General features: G+C 74.6%; 16 protein-coding genes. 13 read left to right on the forward strand and 3 right to left on the reverse strand.

Annotation, left to right across the window (positions count from 1 at the left end):
- Positions 1-121 precede the first annotated feature (121 nt).
- A complete protein-coding gene (locus tag ACLJTM_RS07220; RefSeq protein ID WP_411102572.1) occupies positions 122-2857 on the forward strand; it encodes a SpoIIE family protein phosphatase in 2736 nt (911 codons plus the stop codon).
- 17 nt (positions 2858-2874) lie between these two features.
- Here the strand turns inward: ACLJTM_RS07220 and ACLJTM_RS07225 are convergent, their stop codons facing one another.
- Complete coding sequence (locus ACLJTM_RS07225; RefSeq protein WP_411102573.1) at positions 2875-3510, reverse strand: sigma-70 family RNA polymerase sigma factor; 636 nt, start codon at positions 3508-3510, stop codon at positions 2875-2877.
- Positions 3511-3589: 79 nt separating this feature from the next.
- Here ACLJTM_RS07225 and ACLJTM_RS07230 point away from each other — a divergent pair, with 79 nt between their 5' ends.
- The 11 genes from ACLJTM_RS07230 (at position 3590) to ACLJTM_RS07280 (ending at position 19847) form a co-directional block, all read left to right on the forward strand.
- Positions 3590-4471, forward strand: coding sequence for an alpha/beta fold hydrolase (locus ACLJTM_RS07230; protein ID WP_411102574.1), 882 nt, complete (start codon positions 3590-3592; stop codon positions 4469-4471).
- 384 nt (positions 4472-4855) lie between these two features.
- Positions 4856-8776: a Pls/PosA family non-ribosomal peptide synthetase gene (locus ACLJTM_RS07235; protein ID WP_411102575.1), complete on the forward strand. Its 3921-nt coding sequence runs from the start codon at positions 4856-4858 to the stop codon at positions 8774-8776.
- A gap of 58 nt (positions 8777-8834) precedes the next feature.
- Positions 8835-10229, forward strand: a complete 1395-nt coding sequence (locus ACLJTM_RS07240; protein ID WP_411102576.1) for a M1 family metallopeptidase — start codon at positions 8835-8837, stop codon at positions 10227-10229.
- A gap of 263 nt (positions 10230-10492) precedes the next feature.
- Positions 10493-11251 carry a thioesterase II family protein gene (locus ACLJTM_RS07245; RefSeq protein ID WP_411102577.1) on the forward strand — a complete coding sequence of 253 codons (759 nt, stop codon included), beginning with the start codon at positions 10493-10495 and terminating at the stop codon, positions 11249-11251.
- A 503-nt stretch (positions 11252-11754) separates the two neighbouring features.
- On the forward strand, positions 11755-11994 hold the full coding sequence (locus ACLJTM_RS07250) for a hypothetical protein (protein ID WP_411102578.1): 240 nt from the start codon (positions 11755-11757) through the stop codon (positions 11992-11994).
- A 99-nt stretch (positions 11995-12093) separates the two neighbouring features.
- The gene (locus ACLJTM_RS07255) at positions 12094-12900 is read left to right on the forward strand and encodes an HlyD family efflux transporter periplasmic adaptor subunit (protein ID WP_411102579.1); all 807 of its coding nucleotides are present in this window, start codon (positions 12094-12096) and stop codon (positions 12898-12900) included.
- 143 nt (positions 12901-13043) lie between these two features.
- Positions 13044-15185, forward strand: a complete 2142-nt coding sequence (locus tag ACLJTM_RS07260; RefSeq protein WP_411102580.1) for an NHLP family bacteriocin export ABC transporter peptidase/permease/ATPase subunit — start codon at positions 13044-13046, stop codon at positions 15183-15185.
- Position 15186: 1 nt separating this feature from the next.
- The gene (locus ACLJTM_RS07265) at positions 15187-18084 is read left to right on the forward strand and encodes an NHLP bacteriocin export ABC transporter permease/ATPase subunit (protein WP_411102581.1); all 2898 of its coding nucleotides are present in this window, start codon (positions 15187-15189) and stop codon (positions 18082-18084) included.
- Positions 18085-18148: 64 nt separating this feature from the next.
- Positions 18149-19051, forward strand: coding sequence for an alpha/beta fold hydrolase (locus ACLJTM_RS07270; RefSeq protein WP_411102582.1), 903 nt, complete (start codon positions 18149-18151; stop codon positions 19049-19051).
- Positions 19052-19089: 38 nt separating this feature from the next.
- Complete coding sequence (locus ACLJTM_RS07275; protein ID WP_411102583.1) at positions 19090-19272, forward strand: hypothetical protein; 183 nt, start codon at positions 19090-19092, stop codon at positions 19270-19272.
- A gap of 20 nt (positions 19273-19292) precedes the next feature.
- Positions 19293-19847 carry an MOSC domain-containing protein gene (locus tag ACLJTM_RS07280; protein WP_411102584.1) on the forward strand — a complete coding sequence of 185 codons (555 nt, stop codon included), beginning with the start codon at positions 19293-19295 and terminating at the stop codon, positions 19845-19847.
- A gap of 82 nt (positions 19848-19929) precedes the next feature.
- On the opposite strand, the gene ACLJTM_RS07285 is transcribed toward ACLJTM_RS07280, so the two are convergent.
- Complete coding sequence (locus tag ACLJTM_RS07285) at positions 19930-20709, reverse strand: hypothetical protein (protein WP_411102585.1); 780 nt, start codon at positions 20707-20709, stop codon at positions 19930-19932.
- A 135-nt stretch (positions 20710-20844) separates the two neighbouring features.
- Here ACLJTM_RS07285 and ACLJTM_RS07290 point away from each other — a divergent pair, with 135 nt between their 5' ends.
- Positions 20845-21759, forward strand: coding sequence for an oxygenase MpaB family protein (locus tag ACLJTM_RS07290; RefSeq protein ID WP_411102586.1), 915 nt, complete (start codon positions 20845-20847; stop codon positions 21757-21759).
- 41 nt (positions 21760-21800) lie between these two features.
- Here ACLJTM_RS07290 and ACLJTM_RS07295 read toward each other — a convergent pair whose 3' ends face one another.
- Positions 21801-22400: a methyltransferase domain-containing protein gene (locus ACLJTM_RS07295; protein WP_411102587.1), complete on the reverse strand. Its 600-nt coding sequence runs from the start codon at positions 22398-22400 to the stop codon at positions 21801-21803.
- Positions 22401-22466 lie beyond the last annotated feature (66 nt).

Raw genomic sequence — 22466 nt, forward strand, 5'->3', positions numbered from 1 at the left:
CGCCGCGGGCACCGGTCCGCCGCCGCCGGGACACGGCGTGCGCCGTTCGGCAGCCCCGGACGCCGGGAAGTGCTACAACTGGGGACGTGACCCTTCCTCGCCACCCGTGCCGGGCACGTCGGTGCGGTCACCCCTAGGCACCAGGTTCAGGAGCGTCGCCGGACAGGTATTCGTCCTTCAGGTGGCGATCGTGGTGTTGCTCGCCACCGCGGCCCTCCTGGCGCTGGTCCTCCAGTCGCGCCACGACAGCGACCGCGAAGCACGCAACCGGTCGGTGTCGGTCGCGCAGACCTTCGCCCATTCCCTCGGCCTCCAGGACGCCCTGGCCTCGCCGGATCCATCGGCCGTGCTGCAACCGGTCGCCGAAGCCACGCGCAAGGCCGCCGGCGTCGACTTCATCGTCGTGATGGACACGGAGGGCATCCGCTACACCCACCCCCAGCCCGAGCGCATCGGCAAGCGGTTCGTCGGCACGATCGAGCCCTCGCTGGCCGGGCGCACCTACACGGAGAGCGTCGACGGCCCCCTCGGCAAGGAGATCCAGGCCGTGGTGCCGGTCACCGCCCCCGACGGCCGGGTCGTCGGCCTGGTGTCCGCCGGCCTGACCGTGAAGAACGTGACCGGTGTCGTCGACCGGCAGCTCCCGGTGATCCTCCTCGCGATCGCGACCGGGCTGGCCCTGGCCACGGTGGGCACCGCGCTCATCAGCAGACGGCTGCGCCGCCAGACCCACGGGCTGGGCACGCAGGAGATGACCCGCATGTACGAGCACCACGACGCGGTGCTCCACGCCGTCCGCGAGGGAGTGCTGATCACCGACCGCGACGGCCGGCTCGTCCTGGCGAACGACGAGGCCGCCCGCCTGCTCGGGCTGCCCGAGGACTCCGAGGGGCGCGGCATCGGGGACGTACCCGGCCTGGACCGCCGGATGGCCGACCTGCTGCTGTCGGGCCGCGAGGCCACCGACGAGGTCCTTGAGTGCGGGGACCGGCTCCTGGTGGTCAACCAGCGGCTCACCTGCCCGCGCGGCCGCCCCGCGGGCACCGTCGTCACCATCCGGGACTCCACCGAGATGCAGGTCCTGACCAGCCGCGCCGAGACGGCCCGGCGCCGCCTCAAACTGCTCTACGACGCCGGAGGCGACATCGGCACCACCCTCGACGTGGTCCGCACCGCCGAGGAGCTCGCCACCGTCGCCGTCCCCCGCCTGGCCGACTACGTCACCGTCGACCTGGCCGAGGCCGTGCTCGACGGCGACGAGCCCGGTCCCGGCGCCGACATGCGCCGCACCGCCGTCCACGGCATCCGCACCGACCACCCCCTCTACCCCCGCGGCCGGCTGATCGACTTCCTGCCCTCCACCCCGCAGGCCCGCGGCTACGGCACGGGCCGGGCCGAGCTGGTGCCCGACCTGGCCGACGCACCGGGCTGGCACGCACAGGACCCGCCGCGGGCCCGGGCGATCGTCGACTACGGCATCCACTCCCTCATCGCCGCCCCGCTCACCGCCCGGGGCGTCGTCCTCGGCGTGGTCAACTTCTGGCGCTCGCGCAAGCCGGAGCCCTTCGACGAGGACGAGCTGTCCCTGGCCGAGGAGCTCGTGGCCCGCGCGGCGATCAGCATGGACAACGCCCGCCGCTACACCCGCGAGCACGCCCTCGCCGAAACCCTCCAGCGCAGCCTGCTGCCCCGGGCCCTGCCGGAGCAGAGCGCCGTGGACGTGGCGCACTTCTACCTGCCCGCGCAGTCCGGAGTGGGCGGCGACTGGTTCGACGTGATCCCGCTGCCGGGCAGCCGGGTCGCGCTGGTCGTCGGGGACGTGGTGGGCCACGGCCTGCACGCCGCCGCCACCATGGGCCGGCTGCGCACCGCCGTGCACAACTTCTCCACCCTGGACCTGCCGCCCGACGAGATCCTCGCCCGCCTCGACGACCTCGTCCACCGCATCGACCACGACCGCGAGGGCGACGGCGACGAGGCGGCGGGCGGAGTGCTGGGCGCGACCTGCCTGTACGCCGTCTACGACCCGGTGTCCCGGAGCTGCACCATGGCCCGGGCGGGGCACCTGCCGCCCCTGGTGGTCGCCCCCGACGGCACCACGGAGATCGTGGACCTCCCCGCCGGCCCCCCGCTGGGCCTGGGCGGTATGCCCTTCGAGACCGCCGAGCTGCACCTGCCGGAGGGCAGCCAGCTCGTCCTGTACACGGACGGGCTGGTCGAAGAGCGCAGCCGGGACATCACCGAGGGCCTGGAACTGCTGCGGACGGCCCTGAGCCACCCCGACCGGGACCCCCAGGAGAGCTGCCGGGCCGTGCTCGACATCCTGCTGCCCGAGCGGCCCACCGACGACGTGGCCCTGCTGATCGCCCGGACCCGCACGCTCGGCCCCGACCGGGTCGCGCAGTGGGACGTGCCCTTCGAACCGAGCCAGGTCGCCGCGCAGCGCAGCCTCGCGGCGAAGAAGCTCGACGAGTGGGGCCTGTCGGAGCTGGGCTTCGCCACCGAACTGATCCTCAGCGAACTCATCACCAACGCCCTGCGGCACGGCAGCGGGCCGGTGCGCATGCGGCTGCTGTACGACCACACCCTGACCTGCGAGGTGTGGGACGGCAGCAGCACCGCCCCCCACCTGCGGTACGCCGCCACCACGGACGAGGGCGGCCGCGGCCTGTTCCTGGTGGCGCAGCTGAGCGAGCACTGGGGCACCCGGTACACCGCGGAGGGCAAGGTCATCTGGGCGGAACTGGACCTGCCGGGCGCCGAGGGCGCCGTCGAGCCCTCCCTCGCGGCCTTCCTGGCCCTGGACGAGGAACTGGAGAAGGCGGGACAGGGCGAGCCCGCCGAGGACGGCGCCTGACCTGCGGGCCCGTCGGCTCAGCCGGCCCCGAGCCGGTCGCGCTGGAGCCGGTGCGCCAGCGTGCGCCGCGCCCCGGCCGACCCACCGCCCGCACCGCCACCGTCAGGCACGTCGAACCCGCGGCTGATCTCGTCGTACGCGGCCCGGTACCCGGCCGGCAGCTCCGCAGCGTACTGCCGCAGGTCCTCCTCGACGAGCCTCCGCAGCGCGTCCGTGCTCTCGGGCGTGAACCGCGTGCGGCCCCGGGCCAGCAGGTGTACGGCCCGCGTGCAGCGGGCGGCGCCCTGCACCGCGTCGGAGAGCGCCTCGGCGAGGCCCCACAGCCGCCCTTCGAGCCAGGGCCCGTCCGACTGCTTGAGGGAGAGCCCCACCGGCGGGCGGGGCGGGCCCGCCTGCTCCTTGAGCACCTGCTTGGACACGGCGGGCTGGCTCATGCCGGCGATCCGCGCGATGCGGTCCTGGGTCCAGCCGCAGCCCGCCAGCATCGCGACCATCTCGGCGCGCAGCCTGCGCATCTCCTCGCCCGCGCGGATGACCTCGTTCATCTCGGCGAGCATACGCCCGGCCTGCTCCTCGCTCAGGGGGCCGCCGCCCGGGTCCGCAGGGGCATCCGTCCGCCGCCGGCCCTCTTCACTGCTCTGCCTCGTCGCCACCACCTGGTTATACACCGCGCACCAGCGCCCCGTCACAACCTGGTTGTACAACCTGGTTGTGGCGGGCAGGATGGGGGCCATGCCCACCTTCACCGCCCCCGACGGCACCCGTCTCGCCTTCCGCGTCCACGGCGCGGGAGACCCGCTCCTCTGCATCCCCGGCGGCCCTGCTGACTCCGCCTACCTGGGCGACCTCGGCGGGCTCGGCGCGCATCGCACCCTCATCACCCTGGACCTGCGCGGCACCGGCCGGTCGCAGGTCCCCGAGGACACCGCCTCCTACCGCTGCGACCGACTGGCCGAGGACGTCGAGGCCCTGCGCGCCCACCTCGGACTGCCCCGGACGGACCTGCTCGCCCACTCGGCCGGGGCCAACATCGCCGTGCAGTACGCGGCCCGGTACCCGCAGCGCGTGCGCAGACTCGCCCTGATCGGCCCGAGCACCCGCGCCCTCGGGGTGGCGGTGGCCGGGCCTATGCGGCGCGAACTCGCCCTGGCCCGGCGGGGCGAGCCCTGGTTCCCCGCGGCGTTCGCCGCCCTGGAGGCCGTCCTCGCCGGCGCCCCGGGCGACCCCGACGCCATCGCGCCCTTCTTCCACGGACGCTGGGACGACGCGGCCCGGCGCCACCACGCGGCATCCCGGCCGCAGAACCCCGGCGCCGTCACCGGTTTCGCGGCCGAGGGGGCCTTCGACCCGGCGGCCACCCGGGCAGCGCTCACCGCCCTTGCGGCCCCCGTCCTGCTCCTGGCCGGGGAGCACGACCTGAACAGCCCGCCGGAGGCCGTGGCGCAGTGCGCCCGGTTCTTCCCCGGCGCGGCGTTCACCGTGCAGGACGGTGCGGGCCACCACCCCTGGCTGGACGACCCGGGCCGCTTCACGGCGGCCGTGGCGCAATTCCTGGCGGGCCGGCCCGGGGCGGGCGGCCGCGCGCCGGCGAGGCGGTCCTCCGCGGCGGCCTGACCGAAGCCGGCCGCGCCGGAGCCGACCGCGCCGGAGCCGGACCGGAACCGGCTCCGGGCAGCCGCCCTGCCCGCACCCGGACCCCCTGGAACCCCCGGACCCCCGGCCCGCTCCGCGCCCCCCGTCCGCCCCGACGCGGGCCCGTTCGGCTGCGTTCACCTTGCGTTCCGCTCGCCGCGCGATCCTGGCCGCGGGCCGCCGCCAGCCCCGCCGTGGCGCCCGGACCGGCCTCGCCGCTTCCCGGCCACCGGGGGAGGCTTCGAGAAGAAGATTCTTGACGGCGCACTAGACTGACAGGTCGTTCGGTGCCGGACCGGAACAACCCGGGCAGACCCGGGCTCCGCCGGCGACCCGGACGTTTCCGGGAACGAGACGCGAGGGCCGATGGCAGCAACACCTGAGTACGGTGAACTCACTCTGCTCGACGACGCCGAGAGCCGGGACGGAGCGGACAAGTCCGCCCTGTTCACCGCCGGGCCCGCCGCCCCGGCCCGCACCCTCGTCGACGTCTTCGAGTCCACCGTCCGGGCGTACCCCGACGAGCTCGCCCTGGACGACGGCACCACCCGACTGACCTACCGGCAGCTGGCCGCCGAGGTCGAGCGCCGCCGCCGCGCCCTCGACGCCGCCGGGGTGGGCCTCGGCGACCGGGTCGGCGTCCGCGTGCCGTCCGGGACCAACGAGCTGTACGTCGCCGTCCTCGCCGTCCTCGCCGCGGGCGCCGCCTACGTGCCCGTCGACGCCGAGGACCCCGACGAGCGGGCCGAGCTGGTCTTCGGCGAGGCGGGGGTGCGCGCCGTGCTGGGCCCCGACGGACGCACCGACACCACCGCGGCCCCGGCCGGCGGGCTGGCTGCGGTCCGCGCCCCCGCCGGGCGGCCCGGGCCCGGCCACGACGCGTGGATCATCTTCACCTCCGGATCCACCGGCAAGCCCAAGGGCGTCGCCGTCACCCACCGCAGCGCCGCCGCCTTCGTCGACGCCGAAGCCGCACTGTTCCTCACCGAGGAGCCGATCGGCCCGGGGGACCGGGTCATGGCCGGGCTCTCCGTCGCCTTCGACGCCTCCTGCGAGGAGATGTGGCTGGCCTGGCGCCACGGGGCCTGCCTGGTGCCCGTACCCCGCTCCCAGGTCCGCAGCGGCGCCGACCTCGGCCCCTGGCTGGTGGAGCAGGAGATCACCGTGGTCTCCACCGTGCCCACCCTGGCCGCGCTCTGGGAGCCCGAGACCCTCGACGAGGTCCGGCTGCTGATCTTCGGCGGCGAGGCCTGCCCGCCCGAGCTCACCCAGCGCCTGGTCACCGAGGGCCGCGAGGTCTGGAACACCTACGGCCCCACCGAGGCCACGGTCGTCGCCTGCGCCTCGCTGCTGACCGGCGAGGAGCCCGTCCGGATCGGCCTCCCCCTCGACGGCTGGGAACTCGCCGTCGTCGACGAGGCCGGCGAGCCGGTGCCCATGGGCGGCAGCGGGCAGCTCGTGATCGGCGGCGTCGGCCTGGCCCGCTACCTCGACCCCGAGAAGGACGCCGAGAAGTACGCCCCGCTGGAATCCCTCGGCTGGCAGCGCGCCTACCGCAGCGGCGACCTCGTCCGCGCCGAACCGGAAGGCCTGGTCTTCCTCGGCCGCGGCGACGAGCAGATCAAGCTGGGCGGCCGCCGCATCGAACTCGGCGAGGTCGACTCCGCGCTCCAGGCCCTGCCCGGGGTCGCCGGAGCGGCTGCCGCCGTCCGCACCGCCCGCAGCGGCAACCAGCTGCTCGTCGGCTACCTGGTCACCCAGGAGGGCTGGGACCACGCGGCGGCCGTGACGCGGCTGCGCGCCGAGCTGCCCGCCGCCCTGGTCCCGCTGCTGGCACCCGTCGCGCAGCTGCCGACCCGCACCTCCGGCAAGGTGGACCGGGACGCGCTGCCCTGGCCCCTGCCCGAACTGGAGACCACCGGCCCCGCCGAGCAGCTGTACGGCACCGAGGCCTGGCTCGCCGAGCAGTGGAGCGAGACCCTCGGCGTGGCCGTCACCGGAGCCGCCGACGACTTCTTCGCGATCGGTGGCAGCAGCCTCGCCGCCGCCCGGCTCACCACCCGGCTGCGCACCCGCTACCCGAGCGCCGCCGTCCTCGACATCTACCAGCAGCCCACCCTGCGCAAGCTCGCCCGGCGGCTGGAGAAGTCCGTCCAGGAGGACGGCGCGGCCCGGACCGTCGCCCCCGTCCCCCGCCGTGCCCAGGTCGCCCAGTGCCTGCTGCTGCTCCCGCTGTTCACCCTGGTCGGCCTGCGCTGGACGGTGGCCCTGCTGGCGCTGGGCAACGTACTGCACCTCCTGGGGGCCTACCCGTGGGCGCCGACCGCCTCCTGGTGGCTCGTCGCCGCGGGCGCCGTGCTGTTCCACAGCCCCCCGGGCCGCCTCGCCCTCGCCGCCGGCGGCGCACGCCTGCTGCTGCGCGGGGTCCAACCCGGCCGCCACCCGCGCGGCGGGAGCGTGCACCTGAGGCTGTGGACGGCCGAGCGGCTGGCCGAGTCCGTCGGGGCGACCTCCCTGAGCGGCTCCTGGCTGGAGCGCTACGCCCGGGCCCTGGGCGCCAAGATCGGGCCCGAGGTGGACCTGCACGCGCTGCCGCCGGTCACCGGCATGCTCAAACTCGGCCGCGGCTGCGCCGTGGAGTCCGAGGTGGACCTCTCCGGGCACTGGCTCGACGGGGACCGGCTGGTGATCGGGCCGGTCAAGGTCGGCGCCGGGGCCGTGGTCGGCACCCGCAGCCTGCTCTTCCCGGGCGCCCGCGTCGGCAAGCGCGCCGAGGTGGCCCCGGGCTCCGCCGTCGTCGGGCAGGTCCCCACCGGCCAGCGCTGGGCCGGGGCGCCCGCCGGGAAGATCGGCAAGGCCAAGCGGAACTGGCCCAAGGAACGCCCGCCGCGCGCACTGCACTGGCGGGCCCTGTACGGAGCCGCCGGCTTCTGCCTGACCGCCCTGCCGGTCCTCGCCACCGCGCCCGCCCTGCTCGTGCTCGCCCTGTTCGTACCCGCCGGCTCCGGCTTCGGCGAGGCCCTGCGCGGGGCCCTGCTCGCCGTCGTCCCCGGCGCACTGGCCTTCGGGCTCGCGTACGCCCTGCTCCTGCTGGTCTCCGTACGCCTGCTGAGCCTCGGCCTGCGGACCGGCACCCACCCCACCCACAGCCGGATCGGCTGGCAGGCCTGGACCGTCACCCAGCTCATGGACCTGTCCCGGGAGACCCTCTTCCCGCTGTACGCCGCCCTGGTCACCCCCGTCTGGCTGCGGCTGCTCGGCATGCGGATCGGCCGGGGCGCCGAGGTGTCCACCGTCCTCGCGCTGCCCAGCCTCACCACCGTCGGCGAGGGCGCCTTCCTCGCCGACGACACCCTGACCGCGCCCTACGAGCTCGGCGGCGGCTGGATGCGGATCGGGCACTCAGAGATCGGCCGCCGCGCCTTCCTCGGGAACTCGGGCATGACCGCGCCGGGTCGCAGCGTCCCCGACGACGGCCTGGTCGGCGTGCTGTCGGCCACCCCGAAGAAGGCCAAGAAGGGCAGCTCGTACCTGGGCCTGCCGCCGGTCCGGCTGCCGCGCTCGGCCGCGGACCCCGACCAGAGCCGCACCTACGACCCGCCCGCGCACCTGCTGTGGGCACGCGGCCTCGTGGAGCTGTGCCGCCTCCTGCCCGTCTTCTGCTCCGCCGCGCTGGCCGTGCTGACGGTGGCGGCGCTGTGCGCGCTGGCCACCGGCGGCGGGCCGGGGGTCGGGGCGGCGGCACTGCTGTCCGGGGTCGTCCTGCTCGCCGCGGGCGCCGGCGCCTGCGCCGTCTCCGTGACCGCGAAATGGCTGCTGGTGGGCCGCCACCGCACGGGGGAGCACCCGCTGTGGAGCGGTTTCGTGTGGCGCAACGAACTGGCCGACACCTTCGTCGAGGTGCTGGCCGTGCCCTGGCTGGCCGGATCGGTCCCCGGGACGCCGCTGATGACCCTGTGGCTGCGCGGACTCGGCGCCCGGATCGGGCGGGGCGCGTGGTGCGAGAGCTACTGGCTCCCCGAGACGGACCTGGTCGAGCTGGGCGACGCGGTCAGCGTGAACCGCGGCTGCGTGCTCCAGACGCACCTCTTCCACGACCGGATCTTGAGGACGGATACTGTGGTCCTCCGCGAGGGCGCCACACTCGGCCCGGGCGGAATCGTCCTGCCCGGGAGTACGATCGGGGCCCGCAGCACCCTGGGTCCCGCTTCCCTCGTGATGGCCGGGGAATCCGTCCCCGCCGACACCCGCTGGCTGGGCAATCCCATCGAGGCGTGGCGGTCCTGATCCGGTCCTCCACCGCCCGGCACGACGTACGAGCACAGCGCAGGGAGCGGAAGCGGCAGTGAGCGGCCAGAAGACAACGGCATCGGACCCGTACTTTCCGGCCAACGGCGATGCCCGTTACCGCGTGCACCGCTACGAACTCGCTCTGGAGTACCGCCCCGGCCCCAACCGGCTGGCCGGGACGGCCCGGATCAGCGCCATCGCCGGCCGGGCGGCGCTCACCGAGTTCCACCTGAACCTCTCCGAGTTCAGGATCGGCCGCGTCCTGGTGAACGGCCGGGCCCCGCAGAACTACGCCCACCGGGCCGGCAAGCTCCGCATCCGGCCGGCGAAACCCCTCCCCGCAGGGGCCGCGTTCACCGTGGAAGTGCACTGGGCGGGCAACCCCAAGCCGGTGCGCAGCCCCTGGGGCGGCATCGGCTGGGAGGAACTGACCGACGGCGCGCTGGTGGCCAGCCAGCCCGTCGGCGCACCCTCCTGGTACCCGTGCAACGACCGGCCCGCCGACAAGGCCTCCTACCAGATCTCCGTCAACGTCCCCTCCGCCTACACGGTGGTGGCCGGCGGCCGCCTGCTCACCCGCACGACCAGGTCCAGCACCACCACCTGGGTGTACGAGCAGTCCGCGCCGACCTCCAGCTACCTGGTGGGCCTGTCCATCGGCCTCTACCAGACCGTGCTGCTGGGCGACCCCGGGATCGGCGGGGTCCCGCAGAGCGGCCACGTGCCGGCGCACCTGCTGCCCCGGTTCTCCCGGGACTTCGCCCGGCAGCCCGCCATGATGCGGCTGTTCGAGGAGCTCTTCGGCCCCTACCCCTTCGGGGAGTACGCGGTCGTCGTCGCCGACGAGGAGCTGGACGTCCCGGTCGAGGCCCAGGGGCTCTCCCTGTTCGGCGCCAACCATGTGGACGGCGTCCGCGGCTCGGAGCGGCTGATCGCCCACGAGCTCGCACACCAGTGGTTCGGCAACAGCGTCACCATCGCCGACTGGCGGCACATCTGGCTCAACGAGGGCTTCGCGAAGTACGCGGAATGGCTGTGGTCGGAGCGGTCCGGGGGCCGCACCGCGCACGAGCAGGCCGCCGTCGCCCACCGGCTGCTGTCCCTGCGGCCGCAGGACCTGAGGCTGGCCGACCCGGGCCGGAAGCTGATGTTCGACGACCGGCTGTACCAGCGCGGCGGGCTCGCCGTGCACGCGGTCCGCTGCGCCCTCGGTGACGGAGCCTTCTTCCGCATGCTGCGCGACTGGGCCGGCGTGCACCGCCACGCCGTGGTGACCACGGCCGGGTTCACCGCCCATGCGGCCCGCTACGCGTCCGGGTCGCTGGACGAGCTGTTCTCCGCCTGGCTGTACGAGGACGCGCTGCCGCCGCTGCCCGCGCCGGCGCCCGTACGCCCGTCGGTGCCGGCCAGGCCGGGGTACCCGCCGAGCAACGGCGGGGCGGCCCGGTAGCGTACAGCGGTCCCTGCCCGGGCGCCCGGGGCCTGCGGCTGCTGCTCCGCTCGCTCCCTGGTGTTCCGTCCGGCCCTCCGTCTCCATCCGGCCACGGCTGTCTTCGCGAAATCCCGTGAGGGACAGGGTGGTTGCGGCCGGCCGGACCGGCTGGGCAGAATTGCGGTGATCACAGACGGGAACAGCGCGGCGACGGCGGGGGGACCGGCTGTTGCGGCTCGATGCGGCGTCCTGCGCCGCCGGCCGGAAACGGGTGACAGAGGATGAGCTCTTCGGGGACCGACAGCCCGTGGTTCCGGCGGTTCCACCCCGCCGACCGGGCACCCGCCCGGATCGTGTGCTTCCCGCACGCGGGCGGCGCAGCCAGTTACTACCTCCCCGTCTCCCGGGCGCTCTCCCCGGCCGTCGACCTGCTCGCCGCCCAGTACCCCGGGCGCCAGGACCGGCGTACCGAGCCGTGCATCGAGTCCGTGCCCGCCCTGGCGGACGAGGCGTTCAAGGCCCTGCTGCCCTGGGCGGACCGGCCGTTGACGTTCTTCGGCCACAGCATGGGGGCCCTGGTGGCCTTCGAAGTGGCCCGCCGGTTCGGGCAGGAGGGCCTGGCCGGGCCCGTCCACCTCTTCGCCTCCGGCCGGCGGGCTCCGTCCCGGCACCGGGACGAGGACGTCCACCGACGCGGCGACGCGGCTCTGATCGCCGAGATGGTGGCCCTCGGGGGCACCGACCCGCGGCTGCTGGACGACGCGGAGGTGCTGCGCATGGTCCTGCCGGCCGTCCGGGGCGACTACACCGCCGTGGAGACCTACCGCTACCGGCCCGGCCCCGACCTGATATGCCCCGTGACCGCGCTCACCGGGGACGCCGACCCGCGGACGACGATCGAGGAGGCGCGGGCCTGGTCGCAGCACACCACCGGCGCCTTCGACCTGCAGGTCTACCAGGGCGGCCACTTCTTCCTGAGCAGCAGGGCGGACGAGGTCATCGGGATGCTCCGCACCCACTTCGCCGCGGCCACCGCCTGACGGGGCGCAGCCCGGCCCGCACCCGATCGTCCCCCGGCCCGCACCCGTCCATGCGCCCGACCGCGCGCCCGACCGCACCCGTCCACGCGCCCGACCGGCCACCGGGCGTGACGCGGCCGTCACGAGCTGCGTCTTCCGGAAACCTGCACAGGGTGTGCGCGTTCACGGCGCCTGGTCTCCTCCACTCTCCGCCGGCCTCCGGAATGTCCCCTATGTCGCATCCGATTCGCAGGGACATCGCCCCATTCGTTCCGTGCGGGCAGCAGGGCGCCCTCATCTGTTACTCATTCCTGTGAAGAAGCCGTCGCCATTCGGTGAATCAAGCTGCACCTCGGTCGCCTCAGACGCTCGCGCACCCTTCTGAGAGCGTCAACGGGATTGGTCGCAGGGCCCGTTCACATGCTTACATCGTGCCCATTGCGGCGGCCATCAAAGGCGGCCGGGTTTTCGGGCTTCCCAGCCGCCGCGCAATGCATTCCTCCCCCCAATGAAAGGTGCGCGCCATGCGTAACGACCTTGAGACCCGCGAGATCGCCGACACCGAGCTGGACGCCGTCTCCGGCGGTGTCATCAGCATCTCCGGCGGCCTCGCCGGCGCCGTGACCAGCGACGTCAACAGCGTCGTGGGTGTCGTGGGCTCCCTCGACACGGTCCAGGCCGCGCAGGGCATCGTCTCGCACGTCCCCGGTCTCGTCACCGGCATCACCGGTGTCTCGGTGAACGCCGGCCGCGCCGGTATCTGATCGCGATGTGCCCCTGAACCCCGGAGCATCCCCCACGGCTCCGGGGTTCCCGGCTGCCCGCATTCCCGACCGATCCGAATGCAGTCAAAGGAATGGTCCGTGCAGTTTCGCCAAAAGGCTCTTTCCAAGCTGCAATCACCCGAAGAACTCGACCTGCCGGTCCGATTCGCGCGCCCGCAGGGCCGGCTCGTCCTGGCCGTCACGGTCGTCGTCATGGCCGCCGCCGCTTTCTGGGCCTTCACCGGGACCGTGTCGTCCACACTGACCGCGCCCGGCATCCTCACCCGCGCCGGAGGCAGCTACCGGCTGCAGAGCCCGGTCGCGGGGCAGGTCACCGACGTCCTCGCGGAGGAGGGCCAGCTGCTGGCCGCCGGAGCGCCCCTGCTCACCGTCCGTACGGAACAGGGCGAGCGCCCCGTGCGCGCGGTGGCCGCCGGCCGGCTGGCGGCGCTCGTGGCCGAGGTGGGCTCGGTCGTCGCCCCCGGCGCGGACGTGGCCACCGTGGAACGCGTACAGGACCCCCGGGAACCGCTGGTGGCCGTGCTGTACGTGCCGGCCGGCCGGGGCGCCGCAATCCCCGTGGACGCCCGGGTCGACCTCGGCGTCCCGTCCGTCCCGGCGCAACAGTTCGGCGTGCTGCGCGGCCGTGTCAAGGCGGTCGGCCGCGCACCCCTGACACCGGGGCAGATCGGCAGCTTCCTCGGCGACGCCGGGCTCGGCGAGCAGTTCGCCCGCTCGGGCAACCCGGTGTCCGTGCTCGTACAGCTCGAACCCTCCCCGTCGACCAGGTCCGGTTACCGGTGGTCCTCCGCCGAGGGGCCCCCGTACGCCGTCGACTCGCGGACCCCGGTGACCGGCTCCGTCCACCTCGCCGAACGGCGCCCCGTCGACTGGCTGCTGCCGTGAGCGCGCCGCAGACCGGGGCCCCGCCCGAGGCCCCCCGCGCACCGCAGCCCCCTGCCGCCGACCGCCGGCGCCGCCGGCCCGCGCCCGGGAGGGGCACCCGCCGCAGGGCGGCCCCCGTCCCCGCGGGCCGGCCGCCCCGCCCGGTGCGCACGCCCACCGTGCTCCAGATGGAAGCGGTGGAATGCGGCGCCGCCGCCCTGGCCATGGTCCTCGGCCACCACGGACGCCACGTCGCCCTCGAGGAACTGCGCATCGCCTGCGGCGTCTCCCGTGACGGCTCCCGGGCCGGCAACCTGCTCAAGGCCGCCCGCGGGTACGGGCTGCACGCCAAGGGCATGCAGATGGACGTGGCCGCGCTCGCCGGGGTGAAGGCGCCGGCCGTCCTCTTCTGGGAGTTCAACCACTACGTCGTCTACGAGGGCATGGGCCGCCGCCTCGGCCGCAGGGGCGTCTACGTCAACGACCCCGGCAGCGGCCGCCGTTTCGTCCCCCTCGACGAGTTCGACACCGGCTTCACCGGCGTCGTGCTCGTCTTCGAGCCCGGCGAGGGCTTCCGGCGGGGCGGCCGCAGACCGGGCGTCCTGGACGCCATGCCGGCCCGCCTGCGCGGTACTTCGGGCACCATGGCCGCGGCGGTGGCCTCCAGCCTGCTGCTGGTGGCCGTCGGCGCCTCGGTGCCCGCCCTGAGCCGCACGTACATCGACCTGTTCCTCATCGGGGAGCAGACGTCCCTGCTGGGCGTGCTGTTCGCGTCGATGGCCGTCGCCCTCGTCCTCACCGCGGTCCTCACCGCGCTGCAACAGGCGAACCTGCTGCGCGGGCGCATCATCTCCTCCACCCTGGGCGGCGCCCGCTTCTTCCGGCACCTGCTCCGACTCCCGGTCGCCTTCTACTCCCAGCGCAACCCGGCCGACCTGGTCCAGCGCCTGCAATCCAACGACTCCGTCGCCGAGACCCTCGCCCGGGACCTCGCCGCCGCGGGTGTGGACGCCGTGGTGGTCGTGATCTACGCGGTGCTGCTGTGGACCTACGATCCGCAACTCACCCTCGTGGGCGTGCTCATCGCCCTGCTCAACATCGCGGCCCTGCGCACCGTGATCCGGCTGAGGTCCACCGGCACCCAGAAGCTGCGCGCCGAGAGCGCCCGGCTCACCAACACCTCCTACGGCGGTTGCCAGCTCATCGAGACCATGAAGGCCACCGGCGGTGAGGACGGCTTCTTCCGCCGCTGGGCGGGCCAGCACGCCGTCACCCTCGACGTGCAGCAGCGGCTCGGCGTGCCCGGCGCCTGGCTCGCGATCACCGCCCCCACGCTCGCGGCCTTCAACAGTGCGCTGATCCTCATGATCGGCGGCCTGAGGGCGGTGGAGGGACACCTCACCGTGGGTCTGCTGGTCGCCTTCCAGGCCCTGGTGACCAGCTTCACCGCGCCGATCTCCCGGCTGGGCGGCGTTGCCGGGAGGATCCAGGACTTCGCGGCCGACGTGGCGCGGCTCAAGGACGTCGAGAACTTTCCCCCCGACCCCGTCCACGCACGGCGCGAAGGCGCCGCCGGCACCCGGCGCCTCACGGGCCACGTACAGCTGGACCGCATCACCTTCGGCTACAGCCCGCTGGACGCCCCGCTGCTCAAGGACTTCTCCCTCACGGTCGGTCCCGGGCAGCAGGTGGCGCTCGTCGGCGGCTCCGGCAGCGGCAAGTCCACCGTCTCCCGGCTGATCTCCGGCCTGCACACCCCCTGGGAGGGGGCCGTCCGCATCGACGGGATGCGGCTGGCGGACATCCCCCGCGGCGCCCTGGCCGCCTCCGTCTCCTTCGTCGACCAGGACGTCTTCCTCTTCGAGGGCACCGTCCGGGACAACGTCACCCTGTGGGACCCCTCCATCCCGGACGAGGCCGTCACCGCCGCCCTGGAGGACGCCGCCGTGCACGACGTGGTCGCCCGCCGCCCCGGCGGCATCCACAGCCGCGTCGAGCAGGACGGCCGGAACTTCTCCGGCGGCCAGCGGCAGCGCCTGGAGATCGCGCGGGCACTGGTGCGCCGGCCCAGCGTCATGGTCCTCGACGAGGTGACGAGCGCCCTGGACGCGGCCACCGAGCAGGTCATCATCGACAACCTGCGCCGACGCGGCTGCGCCTGCGTGGTCATCGCCCACCGGCTGAGCACCGTGCGCGACAGCGACGAGATCGTCGTCCTCGACCGGGGCACCGTCGTGGAACGCGGCCGGCACGAGCAGCTGGTGGCCGCGCAGGGCCCGTACGCCGACCTGGTCAGGGAGCACTGAGGTGACGCACCCCCACCACCCAGACGCCGCAGGCAGCGCCGCCGGGGCCGGCCCGGCGGGCGGGGCCGCCGACCCGGTCGTCGCCGCCTTGGGCGCCCTGGGCGCGCCGGTGGACTGCACGGGCCTGCGCAGCCTGTCCCTGGAAGGGCCGCTCGTCCTGTGGCTCGTCGTCCAGGGGGAGCTCGACCTGTTCGCGGTCGACGCCGCGCAGTTCGGCCCCTGGCACTTCCTGGGCCGGCTGGAGCCCGGCACGCTGCTGCTCGGGCCGGCGCAGGGTCCCGGGCACACCCTGGTCGGCCGCCCCCTGCCGGGGTGCCTGCTGCGGCGCATCACCCTGCGGGAGCTGTACCGCCCGCCGTACGCGGACCCCGCCCAGGGCGGGCCCTGGTACGCCGACCAGGTGCCGTACGGGTACGCCGCCGATGGCAGCGGCGGCCCGCTGAGCCCGCTGGAGGAGGCCTTCGTCCGCGGGATCGGCCGCGGCCTGCACGTGCTGTGCCGGCCGCTCCTCGCCGGCGGGGCCCCCGCCGGCCCCACGGACGCCGACGACGACATCCTGTGGATGCAGATCACCCCCGGCAGCGTCCAGTACGGCGCCGTGTACGAGGCGGAAGCGGTCGGCACCCTCCTCCTCGACGCGCAGACGTGGCAGGGCATGGTCGACCAGCAGCACCGGCTGCTGTACGCACTGGACGGCTGGATCGAACGGCTCGAACGCGCCCACGAGGACCGCACCGCGGCCGGCATCGAGGCGGGCCGGGCCGCCCGCACCCAGGCGGACCGGACGCTGCTGGCGTCCATCGGGCACGGCGGCCGCGACGCCCGCCGCAGCGCGAGCCCCGACGCGACCTTCGCCGCCTGCCGCCTGGTCGCCGACGCGGCCCGGATCCCCCTGAGCGAACCGGGCGGGGCAGCGCCCTGCGCCGGGCAGGAGGACCCCGTCGAACGCATCGCGCTCGCCTCCCGCATCCGCACCCGCGCGGTCCGGCTCGGCGGACGCTGGTGGCGGGAGAACACCGGTCCCCTGGTGGGCCGGCGGGAGAAGGACGGCGCACCCGTCGCCCTGCTCTGGCGGCGCGGCCGCTACGAGGCGGTCGACCCCGCCACCGGAACGCGCGAGCGCCTCGGGAGAACCACCGCAGCCGCCTTCGCGCCGCGCGCCGTCATGCTGTACCGCCCGCTGCCCGACGGCAGGACCAGCCTGCCGGGGCTGCTGCGCTTCAGCCTGCACGGCACCCTCCCGGAGCTGCGCAGCCTGCTGCTCGGCGGCCTGGTCGCGGTGGTCCTGGGCGCCCTGGTGCCCGTCGCCACCGGCCAGGTCCTCGGCCGGTACGTGCCGCGGGCCGAGAACGGGCTCATCGTGCAGACCGGGCTGGCACTGGTCGCAGCCGCCGTCGTCTCGGCCGCGTTCATGCTGCTGCAGAACACCTCCATCCTGCGCATGGAGGGCCGTATCGAGGCCACTCTCCAGCCGGCGGTGTGGGACCGGCTGCTACGGCTGCCGACGACGTTCTTCGCCGGACGCTCCACCGGTGAACTGGCCGGCGCGGCGATGGGCATCAGCGCCATCCGGCGCGTGCTGTCCGGCATCGGCCCGGTCTGCGTGCAGGCCGGCGCGGCCGGCGCGGTCAACTTCGTCCTGCTGCTGGTCTACAGCGTGCCGCTGGCGATGGCGGCGCTCGCCATGCTCGTCGTCGTCGCCGGGGTGTTCCTCGGCCTCGGGCTGTGGCAGCTGCGCTACCAGCGCAGGCTGGTCAAGCTCGGCCACCGGCTCAACAACCAGGCCTTCCAGACCCTGCGCGGACTGCCCAAGCTCCGCGTCGCCGCCGCGGAGAGCTTCGCGTACGCCGCCTGGGCCCGGGAGTTCGCCCGCACCCGCGACCTGCAGCAGCGCATCGGCCGGATCCAGAACACCACCGCCGTCCTGGGCGCCGTATACCTGCCTCTGTGCACGCTGGTGATGTTCGTGCTGCTGGCCGGACCGGCCCGCGGCGCCATGTCCGCCAGCGCATTCCTCACCTTCGGCACCGCCCTGACCATGCTGCTGTCCTCGGTCACCCAGCTGACCGGTGCGCTCTTGTCGGCCGCGGCCGTGCTCCCGATGTTCGAGCAGGTCAAGCCGGTCCTGGAGGAGATCCCCGAGGTGGTCCGCTCCGCTACCCGCCCAGGCGCGCTGACCGGCGCCATCGAGGTCAGGGACCTGTCGTACCGCTACGCCGACGACGGCCCGCTCGTCCTGGACGAGGTCAACCTGCGCATCGCCCCGGGGGAGTTCGTCGCGATCGTCGGGGCCAGCGGCTGCGGCAAGTCGACGCTCCTGCGCCTGCTGATCGGCTTCGACAAGCCCGTCTCCGGCGCCGTGCTCTACGACGGCCAGGACCTGGCGGCGCTGGACCGGGCGGCCGTGCGCCGCCAGTGCGGCGTCGTCCTGCAGAACGCCCAGCCGTTCACCGGCTCCCTCCTCGACTGCATCCGCGGCGCCGGGACGTTCTCGCTGGAGGAGGCCTGGGAAGCCGCCGCGATGGCGGGCCTGGCGCAGGACGTCAAGGCCATGCCGATGGGGATGCACACCATGCTGTCCGACGGCGGCGGCACCCTCTCGGGCGGTCAGCGCCAACGGCTGATGATCGCCCAGGCCCTCATCCGCAAGCCCCGCATCCTGTTCTTCGACGAGGCCACCAGCGCACTGGACAACGAGGCCCAGCGCGTCGTCGTCGAGTCCACCCGCGCCCTGCAGGCCACCCGCATCGTGATCGCCCACCGCCTCACCACGGTGATGGACGCCGACCGCGTCCTCGTCATGTCCGAGGGCCGGATCGTCCAGCAGGGCCCGCCCGCCGAACTGCTCGCCGACCCGGCCGGCCCCTTCCACGACCTCGTCCGCCGCCAACGGCGCTGAGGCCCCGAGCCACGCGCCCGGCCCCCTCCGCCGAGGCACAATGGGTGCGGCGAGGAGGCGGGCCATGGCCGAGCGGATGACCGGCACGGACGGTGTGGCGCTGTGCACCGAGTCCTTCGGCGCCCGGTCCGACCCGCCGGTGCTGCTGATCATGGGCACCGGGGCCTCGATGCTGTGGTGGGACGAGGGCCTGTGCCGGACGCTCGCCGCGGGCGGACGGTTCGTGATCCGCTACGACCACCGCGACACCGGCCGCTCCGTCACCTACGAGCCGGGACGGCCCGGCTACAGCGGCGCGGACCTGGCCGACGACGCCGTGCGGGTGCTCGACGCCCTGGGAATCCCGGCCGCGCACCTCGTGGGCGTCTCGGCCGGAGGTGCACTCGCGCAGTCGGTCGCGCTCGACCACCCCGCAAGGGTCCGCTCGCTCGTCCTGGTCAGCACGTCCCCCGCCGTGGGCGGCGGCCGTGAACTGCCGCCGCCGACCGAGGAGTTCACGCGGTTCGTCACCACCGCGCAGGTGGACTGGACGCAGGCCGCCTCGGTGGCCGAGTACCTGGTCGCGTACGCACGCGTGCTGGCAGGAGGCCGACGGCCGTTCGACGAGGACGCCGTCCGCGAGCTGGTGCGCCGGGACATCGCGCGCGCGGACGACTTCGCGGCCGTGCGCAACCACGACGTGCTGCCGGCCGGACGGCCTCTGCACCGGTCGCCCGCGTCGATCACTGCGCCCACCCTGGTCATCCACGGAACCGCGGACCCGATGTTCCCGCTCGGGCACGGCGAGGCACTCGCCGCAGCCGTCCCCGGCGCCCGCCTGCTGCCCCTGGAGAACGCGGGCCACGGCGTCGACCCGGCCGACCGCGCCACGATCGCCCGCGCGATCCTGGCCCACACGGCGCACATCCCCCGGGTGCACCGCGGCCGCCGCCACGGACGGGAACGGTTCGGGGGGACGGCGCGTTGACCGGGTAGTGGTCGACGATCAGGAGGAGGTGTCCGGGAATGTCCACCAGCGGAAAGATCGCCGTGGCCGGTGTCGCGGCAGCCGTGGTCCTGTTCTGGACGGTCGGGTTCTGGGCGGGTCTGCTGGTCCTCATCGGGGTCCCGGCAGTCGCGTACCTGCTGCTCGACCCCTCCCAGCGCCGTCGGCTGCGCCACGTGTCGAAGAAGCAGATCGGCCGCTGAGGCGGCGAGGGGGGAGTTTTATGAACACGGCACAGGCCGGCTCGGTCGCTGCGGTCAGCAGCAACGGCGTGTACTCGTTCACCAAGCCGCCGCGCGCAAGCATCCGGCTCCTCGAAGGGCTCGGAGTCGAAGGGGACGTGCACGCCGGAGTGACGGTCAAGCACCGCTCCCGGGTGGCGCAGGACCCCACCCAGCCGAACCTGCGGCAGGTGCACCTCATCCACCGGGAACTGTTCGACGAGGTGGCCGAGGCCGGCTTCGAGGTCGCGCCCGGCGAGCTCGGGGAGAACGTGACCACCGCGGGCATAGACCTGCTCGGGCTCCCGACCGGCACCCTGCTGCGGCTCGGCGAGGAAGCGGTGGTCGAGGTGACGGGCCTGCGGAACCCGTGCCGTCAGATCGACGCGTACCGGCACGGGCTGCTCAAGCAGGTCGTGGGCCGGGACGAGCACGGGGACCCGGTCCGCAAGGCGGGCATCATGGGCGTCGTCCGCCACGGCGGGACGATCCGACCCGGCGACGCGATCACGGTGACGCTGCCCCCGGCCCCGCACGTCCCGCTCGACCGCGTCTGACCCCCGGGAGTCCGGGGTGCCCCGGGTGGGGTGCAGGGGTCGGGGCGCCTCTGCGCCCCGCGCGCCCGTCCCGGTCCTGCGCTCAGGCCGGGCGCACCGCGATGCGGTCCAGCGCCTCCAGCAGCGGCCCCAGCGGCGGTTCCCCGTCCCGGGGGACGACGAGGACCTCACCCGGCTCCTCGTCCAGCAGCACGAAGGCGGCGCCGCCGGTACGCGCCACCAGCGACCAGCCGGGGCCGTCCGCCCGCAGCGTCCGCGCCCCCTCGCCCGCGAACGAGGACCGCACCCTGCCGGGCGGCGGCGGGGTACGGGTGTACCCCAGGGCCTCGTCGAGGGCCCGGGAGAGCCCGGGGTGGGCGGCCGCCGCCGCTCCGCCGTCCGCGGCCTCCCGCCCGCACCAGTCGGCCCACTCCCGGGCGATCTGGTCCGCCCCCATGCGCCTCTGCACCGCACCCCAGGTCTCGGCCGAGGGCGGGGCGAGCGGGACCCGTCCCGTGCCGTCGGCGCCCTGCTCCGGATCGTGGGGCTCGGGTATCCCGGAGGCGGCCACCGAGAGTTCGAGGGGCCAGCCCGCCAGCGAGACCACGATGGTCCGCTCGTCGGGCGACAGGTCGTAGTCCATCCCGCAGTCCCAGGAGGCGATCGCGGCCGCCACGAGCGAGACGTCGTCCACGACGACCGTCCAGCGCGCTCCCTCCTCGTCCTGGCCCAGGACCAGCCCGTACCCCTCACCGGACGGCTCCACGCCGAGCAGTGAGCAGGCCTCGGGGAAATCGTCGCCCAGGATGCCGGGGAACTGCGCGGGGGTCATCAGTACGGCGGTCAGCACGTACAGCGAGCCGCCCCCCTCGTCGTCGGACACGTGGCCTCCTGTTGGCTCTCTCGTCGGCGCACCCTAACCAGCGGGTAACCCGCCCGTCGAGAGCGCCGGGGTGACGATTTCCAAGGCTGCCACCTGCACGTAGAGTTGGGGGCCCGCCACAGAAAGGGACACCCGGTGCAGCGATACGACCGGCTCAGGGAGATCCTCCGGCTCGATCCCGACAAGGACTTCCTCGCCATCTACCGGCTCACCGCCACCTTCGAGTTCCCCTGGGACTTCACGCGCGCCCTGGAACTCGCCCTCTTCCGCACCTACGCCGTCCCCGCCATCGGCAGCCTCCTCGCCGGGACCGCCGAGTTCACCGGCCGGACCCAGAAGCGCTACGACGACACGGCCCTGCTGCTCGACGCGGTGGTGGAGCACGGCTTCGAGAGCGACACCGCACGCACCGCGATCCGCCGCGTCAACCAGATGCACCGCAGCTACGACATCAGCGACGAGGACATGCGGTATGTGCTGTGCACCTTCGTGGTGATCCCGGCGCGCTGGCTGGACGCGTACGGCTGGCGCCCGCTGACCCACCACGAGCGCCGCGCCTCGGCGAACTACTACGCCACCCTCGGCCGGCACATGGGCATCCCGGACATCCCCGGCTCCTACGAGGAGTTCGAGGCCACCCTGGACGCCTACGAGAAGGCCCGTTTCGGCTGGGACGCGGGCGGCCGGGAGGTCGCGGACTCCACCCTCGACCTGATGGCCTCCTGGTACCCCGCGCCGCTGACCCCGGCCGTGCGCGCCGCAAGCCTGGCCCTCCTCGACGACTCCCTGCTGGACGCCTTCCGGTTCCGCCAGCCGCACCCCCGGGTCCGGCGGCTGGTCCGGGGCGCCCTGCGGCTGCGCGGGCGCGCGGTGCGTCTGCTGCCGCCGCGCAGAACCCCGCACTACGCCCGCCAGAACCCGGAGATCAAGGGCTACCCCGGCGGCTACGACGTGGGCGAGCTCGGCACCTTCCCACTGCCCGGCGCCGGCGGCTGCCCGGTCCCCCCGCCCCGCCGGCCCGCCGGCGCGGAGGCCCAGCCCCCGTCCTGAGCCGGCCCCAGGGCCGGGTGCACCCCCGTGGACCGGCCGCCTCAGGGCCGGCGCACCGCCACCACGAGGAAGCGGTGGTCCTCGTCGGCGTACGAGGCCATCTCCCAGCCCGAACCGGACAGCAGCGGACGGAGGTTGTGCGCGGCCCGCAGGTCCTGCGGGGTCAATTCGCGTCCCTGGCGCGCGGCCAGGGCGGCGCGCCCGATGGGGTGGAAGAGCGCGAGCCGGCCGCCGGGGCGCACCACCCGGGCCAGCTCGCGCAGGTCGGATGACGGATCGGGCAGATGGGCGATCAGCCCGGCCGCGAACACCGCGTCCAGCGCCCCGTCGCGCAGCGGGAGCCGGGCCACGTCCGTCAGCAGCAGCGCGCCCTCGGCGCCGCGCCCGGCCCGCTGCGCGGCGGCCAGCATCTGCGGGGTGACATCGGCCCCGACTACGAGCCCGGCAGGCCCGACGGCGCGACGCAGCGCGCCCAGCGCCCGTCCGGTGCCGCAGCCCGCGTCGAGCACGCGGTCGCCGGGCCGCAGCCCGAACTCGGCCACGGCGGCCGTGAAGGCGGGCCCGTCCCCGGGGAACTTCCGGTCCCAGTCGGCGGCGCGCGCCCCGAAGAACTCCTGCACACGGGTGTGGTCTTCGCTCATGCGCCCATGATCTCGCACCGGAGTCCGCAGCGGCGCGTGCAGGCCGTGTACAAGGAGGCACGTGCC

Source organism: Streptomyces sp. cmx-4-9, assembly GCF_046548835.1.
Taxonomy (GTDB): Bacteria; Actinomycetota; Actinomycetes; order Streptomycetales; family Streptomycetaceae; genus Streptomyces.

Bases quoted from the DNA above. Each gene is read 5' to 3' on its own strand.
- ACLJTM_RS07245 (WP_411102577.1), top strand. From the start codon at position 10,493: ATGAGCTCTTCGGGGACCGACAGCCCGTGGTTCCGGCGGTTCCACCCC.
- ACLJTM_RS07235 (WP_411102575.1), top strand. From the start codon at position 4,856: ATGGCAGCAACACCTGAGTACGGTGAACTCACTCTGCTCGACGACGCC.
- ACLJTM_RS07280 (WP_411102584.1), top strand. From the start codon at position 19,293: ATGAACACGGCACAGGCCGGCTCGGTCGCTGCGGTCAGCAGCAACGGC.
- ACLJTM_RS07250 (WP_411102578.1), top strand. From the start codon at position 11,755: ATGCGTAACGACCTTGAGACCCGCGAGATCGCCGACACCGAGCTGGAC.
- ACLJTM_RS07275 (WP_411102583.1), top strand. From the start codon at position 19,090: ATGTCCACCAGCGGAAAGATCGCCGTGGCCGGTGTCGCGGCAGCCGTG.
- ACLJTM_RS07295 (WP_411102587.1), bottom strand. From the start codon at position 22,400: ATGAGCGAAGACCACACCCGTGTGCAGGAGTTCTTCGGGGCGCGCGCC.
- ACLJTM_RS07230 (WP_411102574.1), top strand. From the start codon at position 3,590: ATGCCCACCTTCACCGCCCCCGACGGCACCCGTCTCGCCTTCCGCGTC.
- ACLJTM_RS07270 (WP_411102582.1), top strand. From the start codon at position 18,149: ATGGCCGAGCGGATGACCGGCACGGACGGTGTGGCGCTGTGCACCGAG.